The 12,467-nt window shown below is 62.6% G+C and carries 11 protein-coding genes; 5 read left to right on the top strand and 6 right to left on the bottom strand.

Annotated elements, in window-relative coordinates; all coding sequences use genetic code 11:
• The first annotated feature begins 9 nt into the window (after positions 1-9).
• Positions 10-708, top strand: coding sequence for an ABC transporter ATP-binding protein (locus BMY91_RS11875; RefSeq protein WP_090822619.1), 699 nt, complete (start codon positions 10-12; stop codon positions 706-708).
• Between the two features lie 79 nt (positions 709-787).
• On the opposite strand, the gene BMY91_RS11880 is transcribed toward BMY91_RS11875, so the two are convergent.
• A complete protein-coding gene (locus tag BMY91_RS11880; protein WP_090822107.1) occupies positions 788-1,186 on the bottom strand; it encodes a winged helix-turn-helix transcriptional regulator in 399 nt (132 codons plus the stop codon).
• A gap of 83 nt (positions 1,187-1,269) precedes the next feature.
• Between BMY91_RS11880 and BMY91_RS11885 the strand changes: the two genes are divergently transcribed.
• Entirely contained in the window at positions 1,270-1,875 is a 606-nt protein-coding gene (locus tag BMY91_RS11885; RefSeq protein ID WP_090822109.1) for an NAD(P)-dependent oxidoreductase, read from the top strand.
• A 7-nt stretch (positions 1,876-1,882) separates the two neighbouring features.
• On the opposite strand, the gene BMY91_RS11890 is transcribed toward BMY91_RS11885, so the two are convergent.
• From BMY91_RS11890 to BMY91_RS11905, 5 genes are all read right to left on the bottom strand, one after another.
• Positions 1,883-3,328, bottom strand: coding sequence for a phytoene desaturase family protein (locus tag BMY91_RS11890; protein WP_090822112.1), 1,446 nt, complete (start codon positions 3,326-3,328; stop codon positions 1,883-1,885).
• Complete coding sequence (locus BMY91_RS11895; RefSeq protein ID WP_177179908.1) at positions 3,321-4,838, bottom strand: glycosyltransferase family 87 protein; 1,518 nt, start codon at positions 4,836-4,838, stop codon at positions 3,321-3,323. Before BMY91_RS11895 ends, BMY91_RS11890 begins: the two co-directional genes overlap by 8 nt.
• A gap of 173 nt (positions 4,839-5,011) precedes the next feature.
• A complete protein-coding gene (locus BMY91_RS23125; protein ID WP_167510425.1) occupies positions 5,012-5,152 on the bottom strand; it encodes a hypothetical protein in 141 nt (46 codons plus the stop codon).
• Positions 5,153-5,761: 609 nt separating this feature from the next.
• Positions 5,762-6,343, bottom strand: a complete 582-nt coding sequence (locus BMY91_RS11900; protein ID WP_090822115.1) for a histidine phosphatase family protein — start codon at positions 6,341-6,343, stop codon at positions 5,762-5,764.
• On the bottom strand, positions 6,340-7,809 hold the full coding sequence (locus tag BMY91_RS11905; protein WP_090822119.1) for a CCA tRNA nucleotidyltransferase: 1,470 nt from the start codon (positions 7,807-7,809) through the stop codon (positions 6,340-6,342). The genes BMY91_RS11900 and BMY91_RS11905 overlap by 4 nt, the downstream gene beginning before the upstream one ends.
• 196 nt (positions 7,810-8,005) lie before the next feature.
• On the opposite strand from BMY91_RS11905, the gene BMY91_RS11910 reads away from it, so the two are divergent.
• From BMY91_RS11910 to BMY91_RS11920, 3 genes are all read left to right on the top strand, one after another.
• Positions 8,006-8,509, top strand: a complete 504-nt coding sequence (locus tag BMY91_RS11910) for an NUDIX hydrolase (RefSeq protein WP_090822121.1) — start codon at positions 8,006-8,008, stop codon at positions 8,507-8,509.
• A 26-nt stretch (positions 8,510-8,535) separates the two neighbouring features.
• On the top strand, positions 8,536-10,542 hold the full coding sequence (gene murJ / locus BMY91_RS11915; protein WP_090822123.1) for a murein biosynthesis integral membrane protein MurJ: 2,007 nt from the start codon (positions 8,536-8,538) through the stop codon (positions 10,540-10,542).
• A gap of 140 nt (positions 10,543-10,682) precedes the next feature.
• Positions 10,683-12,344 carry an ABC transporter substrate-binding protein gene (locus BMY91_RS11920; RefSeq protein ID WP_090822125.1) on the top strand — a complete coding sequence of 554 codons (1,662 nt, stop codon included), beginning with the start codon at positions 10,683-10,685 and terminating at the stop codon, positions 12,342-12,344.
• Positions 12,345-12,467 lie beyond the last annotated feature (123 nt).

Raw genomic sequence — 12,467 nt, forward strand, 5'->3', positions numbered from 1 at the left:
TATACCGTGATTACCTCACTCAAGCTCGTCAACGTCACCCTCGAATACCCGGATGGCACCTCCACCCTCAAGGCTTTGGACGCCGTGAACCTTGCCGTGCACCAGGGGGAATTCCTTTCCCTGGTGGGGCCTTCTGGATCCGGCAAATCCTCCCTGCTGGCCGTTGCGGCCACACTCATCAAGCCCACGTCCGGACTGGTGCTTATCGATGGCCAGGATGTCTCCGCCCTGACGGAGGCTGAACGCACAGCGTTGCGTCGGGACAAGGTGGGCATCATCTTCCAGCAGCCCAACCTGCTGCCGGCACTGACCGCCGTCGAGCAGTTGGTGATCCGTGAGCACTTGCGCGGCAACTCCGTCAAGGACGCGCGCACCAAGGCCGAAGAGCTGCTGGATGTCGTGGGGCTGTCCGGCGCTACGCACAAGCGGCCACACCAATTGTCCGGCGGCCAGCGACAGCGCGTGAACATCGCGCGGGCGCTCATGGGCAGCCCCTCGGTGTTGCTGGTGGACGAGCCGACCGCTGCGCTGGATCACCAGCGAAGCGAGTCTGTTGTCCGGCTGCTGCGGCAGGTCACGGACGAGTTCCGGACGGCAACTGTCATGGTCACGCATGACACCGAGTATCTGCCCCTCACGGACGCGGTCGCATCCATGCGGGACGGCCGGATCAGCGGCGCGGCAGTCCCGGCCGCCCAACCCAACTAGACGCCCACAACAACCAGACGCCCGACCCTACCCTGGAACGGCAGCGGGCGTGTGAGCCGTCCAACGCGCTCTGCTGTCCTCAATTGGGGGAGCCGAGGAGGGACTCGTCCTGTGCGTCGTCGTACGCGTCGCGGGCTTCGAGGATGGTGGGAACGTGGCTCTCCGCCCATTCGCGAAGCATCGACAACGGCTGCAACAGGGACTCGCCCACCGCGGTCAGTTCGTAGTCCACCCGCGGCGGCACCTGCGCATGCACAGTGCGGGTAATGAGTCCGTCCCGCTCCAGGGCGCGCAGCGTCTGCGTCAACACCTTGGGCGTCACCACGCTGACCATCTTGCGAAGCTCGGAGAAGCGAACAGGCCCGTCACCGAGGACTTGGATCACCAAGGAGGCCCACTTGTCACCGATTCGCTGAAAGATCACACGCGAAGGGCAGTTGGGGTCCAGGATGTTGGCCGGGAGGTCTTTAGTATCCATGAGGTAACTAGGTTCCTTTGAAGCTATCAGTATCCAATAGATACCTTTGTTGTATTGCAAGGATAGCAACCCTAAGGAGAGCAATGAAAATCGCAGTCTACGGCGCAACGGGCATGGTCGGCAGCCAGATCGTCAACGAATCCATCACCCGCGGCCACCAGGTCACGGCCATCTCACGTCAGGGCGCCGAGGTTCCCGGAGCCGCCGCGCAGGCCGCTGATCTGGCTGACGGCCAGGCCTTTGCCTCCATCGCAAAAGACCACGACGTCGTTGTGCTGGCTACGGGCCCCAGCCGCACCGGCGGCGACCACGGAGAATGGCTCGACGCCATGGCCACCGCCTACAGCAACGCTGAGGGAACCCGCCTGATGATCGTCGGCGGTGCCGGCACCCTGGAGATCAATGGCGTCCGCCTGCTCGATTCCCCGGATTTCCCGGAGGCGTACAAGGCCGAGGCCACCACGGCCGCCAAGGCATTCGAAGCAGTGAAGCAGACCCCGGAGAACATCGACTGGACCGTCCTGGCCCCCGCACCGATGATCCAGCCCGGTGAGCGGACTGGCGAGTACACCGTGGCCAAGGATTCACCGGCCGGCAACAGCATTTCTACGCAGGACTACGCTGTGGCCATGCTGGATGAAATCGAAACCCCGGCATACCGCCGCGCACGCTTCACCGCCGCAAACTAGGGCCGAACTACAACTCCAGGCCCAGCCCGGGTACCCGTACGTTAAATATGTCCTTTAGCGCATATTTTGCCGCGTGGTATCCGGGCATTCCTGTCACTCCTGGCCCGGGCGGGGTTGACGACGAACACAAATAGACCCCGGGAAGGGGAGTTCGCCACGGGACGTTGGAGACCACAGGCCGTTGTACCAGTCCGCGGAGGTCCAATATCCCCGCGCTGAAGTCGCCACCTACATAGTTCTCGTTGTATTCCGCCAGTTGGGCCGCCGTCGTGGTCTGTGAAGCAACCACCACATCGCGGAACCCAGGTGCGTATCGCTCAATACGCGCCGTGACGGCCTCAGCCATATCCACGGTGGAATTGGCGGGAACGTGGCAGTAGGACCAGAGGACGTGGCGGCCTTCCGGTGCGCGTGTCGGGTCCAGCAAGGACGGTTGGGACACCAGAACGTAGGGATCGGTGGGGTGTTTGCCCATGGCCACCAGATTCTCGGATTCGGCCATAGCCATCCGTGAGCCGCCCACATGCACGGTTCCTGCCATCGCCAATCCTGGGTCCAGCCATGGAACGGGCCCGGACAAGATGAAGTCCACTTTGCAGGCCGCATTACCAAACCGGAATGTTTCCAGTGCCCGGCGGTAGTTGTCGGGTAATTCCGTCCCGCCAATTCGCGCCAGGGTTGGCGGAGCCACGTCCAGCAGAACAGCTTTCGCGGGCCGGATCTGCTCCAGCGAATCCACCCGCTCGCCAACATGGATGGTTCCGCCATGTGCTGTCAGGTCATCCGCCATGGCTCGTGCAATGGACATGGAGCCGCCCACCGGCACTGGCCAGCCACCGGCATGGGCCAGGACGCTGAGCAGGAGTCCGGCGCCGGTTGAACTGAGGGCGGGTTGCGAACCAAGCGCGTGCGACATGACGCCCGTCAGTAGTGCCGGAGCGGCTTCTTCCCGGAACCGCCTACCCCACAGTGGGGTGCCCTGATCCAAGGTGGCCAGCCCGAACCTCAGGGCAGCCAACGGATCCTTCGGGATTCGCAGCAGTTGGTTGGAGGTAAAGTCCACCACCCCGGTCACGCGTGCCAGCAGTGGCTCCATGAGCCGCCGGTACGCCGGACCATCTACGCCCAGTCCAAGCACCGTCCGCTCCAGCGACTGGTAGGCAAGCGCCGCACCGCCATCATCCAGAGGGGTGCCGTGCTGGACTTCGGGAACCCTCAGGTCAATTCGCCGGGAAAGCTCAAAATCGCGGAAGAACGGCGACGCCAGGGCCATGGGGTGCACCGCGGAACATACGTCGTAGAGGTATCCGGGTTCCATCAGCTCGCGGGTTCGCGAACCACCGCCGATCGCATCAGCAGCCTCGTAGACGTGGACATCCAGGCCGGCGCGGGCCATGACAACTGCCGCAGCCAGTCCGTTGGGACCAGCCCCGACGACGGCGACGTCAGCCATCGCTGTCCACCTCCGCCCGCCGGGCTGCTTGGGTTTCGGCGGTCCTCACGGCAGCCGCGGGTCGCCACGGCAGCACCGACAGCGAGGGCCGCAAGAGGTCGATCCGGAGCCAATCCCGGGCACCATCGAAGGGCCCGCCATGAGGATCGTCGTCGCCATACATACGCAGCGGGTCCTGGGCCGGATTCCAGATGTCCATGACTACGCGCGCCATAAGGTAGGCGGTGGCTGTCATATGCAACCCAACGGCCAGGACGTAGTAGGACATGTCGATGTTGTGCTGGACAGAGCCACCACTGGTCGCTTGGCCGAGGTACATCCAGACGGCAGCCCAGTGCAATCCTTCAGCGGCCTGCCAGATGAGGAAGTCACGCCAGCGTGGCCGGGCCAAGGCAAGGAGGGGAATCAGCCAGATGACGAATTGGGGCGAGTAAACCTTGTTGGTGAGGATGAACGCGGCAACAATCAGGAAGGCCAGTTGGGCGATTCGGGGGCGCCGCGGAGCACATAGCGTCAAAGCACCAATCAGGGCGCAGGCCAGGATGAACAGGTATAGCGCCAGCGAGTTGATGGTTGCGGCATTCATCTGCATCCACTGGAGGCGGTCAGCCACGAGGTTGTAGGCAAACCAAGGAGAGCTGTACCCGGCAGGGCGGTCCTGGGTGAATTCGAAGAAGTAGCGCCACCCCGAGGGATTGAGGGCGGCGATAGGCAGGTTGACGGCCAGCCAGGACGCTACGGCTGCTCCGGTAGTCGTCAGGAACGTCCGGAGTTTGCCACTACGCAGGGCCAGCACCAGCACGGCACCAAGGATCAGGACAGGATAGAGCTTGGTGGCCGTACCCAATCCGATGCACACCCCGGACAGGATCAGTTTGTCCTTCGAGAAGAAATACATCGCCAGGGCGAGCAAGCCCACCGCCCACATATCCCAGTTGATGAAACCGGCCAGAATGATTCCGGGTGCCACGGCCACCATGGCTGCGTCCCATGGTCGACGCTTGTTGATCCGCGCTGTCAGGAGGACCGTGACAATCCAGACGGCAACGATCAGGGTTGCGTTGATGTCGAAATAGCCCAGAATCCGTTCGCTGCCAAGACCCTGGCCAGGCACCATCAGCGCCGTGATGCCCGCAATGATCCCCATCAGTACGGGGTACTCGAACAGACTGCCCTGGCTGAAGAAAGGAAAGACGCCATTCCCCAGACCGCGATTTTTGAAGAGTTCGGGGAAATCGGAGTAGCAGGTGGCGTAAAACTGCCCGGGTGTCTCCCAACCGTTCACCCTGCAGTAGTCCTTCACCAGAACTGCAAGCAGCGCTGCGATGACGGTGAGGATGATGAGGACGCGTTCAACAGTGAATGGTCCAGGGGAGATCTGTCCGGGAGAGGAATGCTTCCCCAGCGGGCCGCCTACGAGCTCCGTGAAATTGCGAAGCAGGGAGTCGCTGCGGCTGGGAACCACAAAGCGGGCACGTTTTTGCGGCCGGTGCGGCTTCGTCTCCTGCATGGATCGAGCTTACCGTCATGCTCGGAGTTACAGCATCAGGGGGTTATAGCCTGAGAGGCAGTAAGCGAAGCATCGCTGTTAAGAGGGAGGAGCCCACGCGTAGCCGCGTGGGCTCCTTGAGGTTCAGCATGAATATGTTGCACCTGAAACTCCTTCGGAATGGCTGAAGGTCATCAGCGGATGAGTCCCATTTGGTGCAGGACAACGTAGACGTCTTCACGGCGTTGGTCGAGCAGCTGGCCATTGAACAGAGTACGGTCCTTGGGAGCATCGCTGCTCTTGTAGAAGCGCATGTCTTCGGGGCGCTTTGGCATGGTTTCACCTCCTTTCGGGGGAGTAAATCACCGGTATTTGGGCACAACAATTAGAGCCAATTGAATTCATGGGAAAACAAAGGCCAAAAAGGGCACAAATAGCCGAGGCTGATAAAAGGGGATTAAGCGGACCGATTCAGGAAACCTGGATCGTCGTGCACAATTGCGCGTGCTTCCGGCAGTCCACCCAACAAGAAGCTGGTTCCGAATTTTGGGGAAACTGCGCACCCGCGGCATGCTGCGTGGGTCCGCGCCTACAACTGACTACTCAGCCATCCGAAGAAAGAATGGCTGCCATGAACACCGCCGGCAACAGGCCGGTCCGGTAGGTCAGGAGTGGTCAGCGAGTCCAAAAATGGCGCGCATCATCAGCAGAGGCCGGGGTAGCAGTGACAGTCAACTTCCGTCCGCTAGTCAAAGTAATCATTTTCCCAACCTCCTTTTCTGGCTGAAACAGCCTGCTGTGGCATTGTCCCGGCTGACTAACCGGTGAATGCACGCCTGGTTCCCGGCGGGTCGCTCTGGGAACAAGATATAAGCTACCCCATGAAGAAGGAGTTTGACCAGCGCAATTAGCTAATTTGCCAAAAGTTTCTTGAAATTCATGTTTTAAAGACCCCAGCGGACAATTGCCGGCGTCCGCTTATCCCAACCAAGAGTGCATACCTTCGCGGTTCCAAGAATGAAGTGCCGGCCTTCGCGGGCATCCATTTCCAGCCACCGCGCCGTCAGGATGCGGGAGAAATGACCGTGTGCCACCACCAGGACGTTGTCCATTCCGGACTCAAGCACACGCCCGATGATCTTGTCCGCGCGGGCAGCTACTTCATCCAGCGTTTCCCCGTTCGGCACACCGTCGGTCCAGATGAGGTAGTCCGGGTTGTCCTTACGGATGAGGTCCGAGCTGATGCCTTCGTAGTCGCCGTAATTCCATTCGACAGCCAGCGGCTCGTGCACGGCGTCCGGGTAGCCGGCCAGTTCGGCAGTGCGGCGGGCACGGCGCAGCGGCGATGTCAGGACGAGGTCGAAGTCGATTCCTTCAAGGACCTTGCGTGCTTCAACAGCCTGCTGCTCACCTTCCACCGTCAAGGGAAGGTCCGTCAGGCCCGTGTACTGCCCGCTCTTGGACCATTCCGTTTCGCCGTGGCGAAGGATCCAGAGTTGCGGACGCGGGGAAGTCGCAGCGTTCATGAGGGCTCCTCAGTTTCGGTCAAAGGCTCGACGACGGCGGACTCGGGTTGCGCTTCCCACCATGCCAAGAGTTTCTGCTCGGCTTCCTCCGGCGAAAGAGGTCCGTGTTCCATGCGTTCCTCGAGAAGGAACTTATAGGCCTTGCCAACCACGGGACCAGGCTTGAGTCCCAGGAGAGCCATGATTTGCGCTCCATCGAGGTCAGGCCGGACTGCTGCCAACGATTCCTGCTCCAAGAGCGCCGAGATGCGATGTTCAAGGTCATCGTAGGCGAAGGACAAGCGGTCTGCCTTGCGCTGGTTACGCGTGGTGACGTCGGATCGGGTCAACCGGTGCAGGCGCTCCAGCAGGGGACCGGCGTCGGTGACGTACCGGCGGACAGCGGAGTCGCTCCAGCCTGCGTCACCATAGCCATAAAACCGCATGTGCAGTTCCACCAGGCGGGACACGGCTTTGATGGAGTCGTTGTCGAACCGCAGCGCCTTCATGCGTTTGGCGGTCAGTTTCGCACCCACCACATCATGGTGGCGGAAGCTCACCGCGCCGCCCTGTTCAAAACGTCGCGTAGCCGGCTTGCCGACGTCGTGCATCAATGCTGCAAAGCGCAGCACAAAATCGGGGCCGGGCACCGGACCGTCGGGGCCCGTTTCCAAAGCGGCAGCCTGCTCCAGCACCTGCAGTGAGTGCTGGTACACGTCCTTATGACGGTGGTGCTCGTCTGCTTCCAATCGGAGAGCGCTGACTTCGGGGAGCACGAACTCTGCCAGGCCGGTGTCCACCAGGAGATCGATCCCCACGCGCGGGTGCGTGCCGTTAATAAGCTTGACCAGTTCCTCGCGGACGCGCTCGGCGGAAATGATCTTGATCCGGTCCGCCATTTGGGACATGGCCAGCCGGACGTCGTCGTGAACCGACACGCCGAGCTGCGACGCGAAACGGGCCGCGCGCATCATGCGCAGCGGATCGTCGGAGAAAGACGCTTCAGGTGCACCGGGCGTCGCGAGCTCTGACGCGTGGAGGTCACGGACGCCACCGAAGGGATCCACGAGTTCCAGGCTGGGCAGTCGCAGCGCCATGGCATTGATGGTGAAGTCGCGGCGCAGCAGGTCGTCGGTCAGGGAGTTGCCGAACGCCACCACGGGCTTGCGGGAATCGGGGTCGTACGCCTCGGCCCGGTACGTGGTGATTTCAATTTGGAAGCCGCTCTTCTTCATTCCGATCGTGCCGAAGGCGCGGCCGATTTCCCAGAAGTTGTCCGCCCACTTCCTGATGACGGCGATGGTCTGGTCCGGCGTTGCATCGGTGGTGAAGTCGAGGTCCGGGGATGTCCTCCCCAAGAAGAGGTCGCGCACGGGTCCACCTACCAGGGACAGCTCGAATCCGGCGTCGACAAAGCGCTGCCCGAGGTCGAGCACCACCGGATCGATGGTGAAGTTAACTGAAGAGCTGTCCAATACGTGCGCCATAGTTCCTTAAGCTTGGCAGATTTTTGCGCAGCAGTGGGCCACTGTTCCATGCGAAATCAGGCATGTGTCCGCGGACCATCTCCTGCAGTACATCTTGTGGCCATGTCCCGGTCATCACTCCGGGGCAAGAGTCGTTAGAGTGGACCTCATGGCCAACCCGATCCCGAGCGCTCCTGGCAGGAGGACAAACGCACCGTTGCCGTCGGCAATCGGTGCGCACGTCGCGCCTGCCCCGCAGCACCCGGTGCAGGCCTCGCTTCCCACTGTGGAGGAAGTGTCCGCAGGCGGCGTTGTAGTAGACACGTCCGACGGCGAACTCCGGGTTGCGATCATCGCCCGCCTTAATAGGGGTGGCCGGCTTGAGTGGTGCCTGCCGAAGGGCCATCCGGAAGGCCGCGAGAACAACGAGGAAGCTGCTGTCCGCGAGATCGCCGAGGAAACCGGCATCGAAGGCAGCATCCTGGCACCCCTGGGAAGCATCGACTATTGGTTCACGGTAAGCGGCCACCGCGTCCACAAAACCGTGCATCACTTCCTGCTCCAGGCAACCGGCGGTGAGCTGACCATCGAGAACGATCCTGATCAGGAAGCCGTGGACGCCGCGTGGGTTCCCATCCAGGAACTCGCCCGCAAATTGTCCTTCCCGAATGAACGCCGCATCGCAGATTTGGCACGGGAAGTGCTGCCCGAACACCTCTGACCCGGGTACATGGGACGATAAAGGCGATGTCTGAAGCCAAAACCACCCAGTCCGTTCAATCCGGAGAAGCACGTTCCAGCGCCATCATGGCGGCAGGAACGCTCGTTTCCCGGTTCCTTGGCTTCGCCAAAACGTGGATGCTCGGCGCAGCCCTTGGCCTTGGTTCGACGGTCAATGACACGTTCATTAACGCGAACAACCTTCCCAACCTGATCTTCCTGCTGGTGGCGGGCGGCGTGTTCAACGCCGTTCTTGTCCCACAGATCATCAAGGCCAGCAAGGCTCCGGACCGCGGCGCGGATTACATCAGCCGCCTGCTGACCCTGGCCGTGCTGGTACTGCTGGCATTGACGGCATTGGTGACGCTCGCAGCGCCCTTGGTCATCGACCTCACCACGCAGGGCTACTCAGAACAGCAAAAAGCCCTGGCAGTGACTTTCGCTTTCTGGTGCCTGCCGCAGATCTTCTTCTACGGGCTCTATGCCATGCTCACCCAGGTACTGAACGCCCACGGAGCGTTCGGCCCGGCCATGTGGGCGCCCATCCTGAACAACCTTGTGGCCATCGCCGGCTTGGGTATGTTCATCTGGATCCTGGGCGCCAACATCACCAACCCGCACACTGTGGACAATTGGGGACCCACCCAAACCTTCCTGATTGCCGGGTTCTCCACCTTTGGTGTGATCGCCCAGACGGCCATCCTGCTCGTGCCCGTCTTCCGGCTGCGCCTTGGCCTGCGTCCGCGCTTTGGTTGGCGCGGCGTTGGACTGGGCCAGGCTGCCAAACTGAGCGTGTGGACTCTGGCGACTGCCGCCGTCGGGCAGTTGGCGTTCCTTTACGTCATGAGGATCGCCACCATTCCCGGCGCTGAACGCTTGCGGTTGGACAACGCGGGGGATACTGCCGCTGCTGCCGTCCTGCCGGGTAACGCTGTCCTGGAAGTGGCGAGCCAGCTCTACCTGCTGCCGCACTCGATCATCGCTTTGTCCTTGGCCACAGTCCTCTTTAATCGCATGACACGCGCATCCCAGGACGGCAACAAGGGCGAGCTGCGGGACGCCCTGTCACACGGTCTGCGGACCATGGCCGTCGCAACGGTTTTCGGCGCCCTGGCCCTGTTTGCGCTGGCTGGCCCGCTGGGGATGTTCTTCTCGGGTGGCAACCCGCAGGACGGCGTCATGCTGGCACAGACGCTCACCATCCTGGCCCTCAGCACCCCCTTCTTGAGCGCGAACTTCATGATGTCCCGCGTGTTCTACGCCAATGAGGACGCCCGCACGCCCTTGTACGTGCAGCTGTGGCTGGCGGTGATCTACGTGGTGGGCGCGTTCTTCATCCAGTTCCTCCCCGTCGGTCAGATCATCTACGCGATCGCCATTCTCTACACACTGGGCAACATCCTGTCCGTGGTGATCAGCGTGATGTTCCTGCGCCGGTTGCTGGGCCACCTCGACGGCCCGCGCATCGCGAATTCCTATATCCGCATGGGCTACGCCGGGCTGGGTTCCGCACTGGCCGGTGCCGGTGCGCTGTGGCTTCTGGGCAGTTACCGGGCCGATGGATTCGCCTGGAGCAGCCGCCCGGCCGCACTGGTGACGGTGGTCGTCGTCGGGCCTGTCATGCTGCTCGCCTACCTGGTCCTGCTCCGCGTCTTCCACGTCACCGAACTTCGCGACCTCCTCCGCCCGCTCATGGGCCGTTTGGGACGCGGCGCTCCCGCGCCTGTTGGCGCTGCGGCAGAAACCACGACGGCGGCCCGGGCCACGGTCTCGGACGATACCGGTTTGATCCCGCGCATCTCGGGCGAGTTCGACGCCGCTTCGTTCAGGGCGGGTCCGGCTGTAGAACCTCGAAGGGCGGCTCCCGTGGCCGGCCCGGAAGCTCCCAAGACCTACCTCCCGGAAGAGGAAATGCCCAGTACTGCCCGCGCAGGCAAGTTCCGTCCGCAGGTCCCGCTGCCGGGTCGACGCACCTACCAAGGCGACGCCGGACAGAATCCGTACTTCCCATCGCGGGGAAACCGCCGCAAGTAAGCCGGTGCCGCCAACGTGGGCGGCGGGCGCCAATCGGCTAGGCTAGAAACGAATATAGGTAGTTGCAACAGCGGTTCAACCGGCTCGCCGGGCGAGCCACGTGCAGGACCCGCAGCTCCCGGACAGCCTAGGAGGAACACGTGTCCCACCCGATCGACGTCGGATCTGTACTTGGCGGCCGCTATAAGGTCACGGCCAATGTACTGACCTCGCATGACCAAGATCAGGTGCTCGACGGCGTGGACCAGGTCCTCAACCGTCCCGTGAGCATCCTTGTCGCCGGCCCCGGAAACGCCGAGCAGGTTGCTCAGAGCGCCCGTGAAGTGGCTACCGGAGAGCGCCCCGGCCACGTCCAGATCCTGGATCTCGGCGTTAGCGACAACACCACGTACCTCATCACCAACCACAGCACAGCGCCTGATTTGCTGGACCTGGTGGTGGCAACCAACCCGCCATACATTGAGCCTTTCTTCACAGAGACGCTCGGCAGCGAAATCTTTGGCCAGCCCCGGACGTACGAGCCCGAAACTTACGACGGCCTCTACGAGGATGATGAGCACGACGCCGAGTACATCCAGTACGACGAGAACGGTTACCCCATTCCGTCCGAGGGAGACGCGGAGCAACCCGTCCCCGGCTCCCAAGCCGGCAATGTTCCTCCTATGCCCTCCTCCAGCCCCTCAGCACCCAAGAGCGGCATCGCAGGAAAGTTGGCTGCTGCCGCGGCCGGTGCCGGTGCCGCCGGTCTCGCCGCGTGGAAGAACTCAAGTTCAAAGAATCACGACGCCGACGCTGCCGCCGGCTCGGGTTCTGCTGCCGCCCCCGTCACGGCCGCCCCGTCCAACCAGCCGCCCACCCAGGCCGTTACGTCGCAGCCTGCGCCGCCTACTAACAAGCCCACTGCTCCGGCCCAACCGCCCACCCAAGCAGTTAGCTCGCAGCCTGCACCTGCCCGGGAGCCAGCGGAACCCAAGGTTTCATTGTGGTCCGACGAGGACTACGGCTTTGCCGGTGGCGGTGCCGCTGCAGGGGGAGCCGCTGCAGCGAGCAGTACCTCGGACCCGGGTTACGACCGCGCCCCAACCAGCTTCCCGGCGTCGGCCGCTGTACAGAACGACTACGACGATGAAGAGGTCTACGAGGACGAAGCTCCTGAGAAGGAACCCCGGTCCCTTCGCTGGCTTGTGGGCGGTTTGCTCGCCGCAGTCCTGATTGTCGGTCTGGTCCTTGCGGTCACCAACCTGGGCAGCCTCCTGCCCTCCGGTACACCTGCAGCCACACAGAACACCACCGCCCCGCAGACCACCACCCCGCCCTCCGAGGAGCCGACGCCCTCCGAGACTGCGCCCCCGGCAGCTCCTCCGGCGATCGCCGGCATTACCCGTCTGGGGGACTTCCCCTTCGCCGCAGAGTACGACAAGGACCTGACGAGGGCTTTCGACGGCAACGCTGCGAGCTACTGGTCGGACATGGAGTTTGCCACTGCTGACTGGGGCGGACTCTTCGGAGAAATGCCACTGGTGGTCAAGCTGAAGGAGCCGGCGGAGGTCAAGTCCATCGTCCTCAACCAGCTGGGTGGTTCCGGCGGAAGCATCAGCGTCTACACCAACGATCGTCCCGCCATGGACGGCGCCAAGCTCGTAGGCACCAACAGCTTCACCTCCCCGGAGCTGACCATGCCGCTGGCCGCACCCACGCAGACCCAGTACGTCATTGTGGTCATCAAGGCCCTCCCCAAGCTGGCGGCCCCTAAGACGCGATTCGGCTACGGCCTCCGTCTGGCCGAGGTCACCGTCCAGTAACCAGTTTTCAGGCACTTTCGTAAAGTGGGGACTCCCGGTCATCGGGGGTCCCCACTTCGATGTGCCGTGTCCCCAGACGGTACCCTGAATGATGGTGGCTTTTAGGGTCCCCAACTCCAACGG

This window comes from Arthrobacter sp. yr096 (assembly GCF_900108925.1).
Taxonomy (GTDB): Bacteria; Actinomycetota; Actinomycetes; order Actinomycetales; family Micrococcaceae; genus Arthrobacter.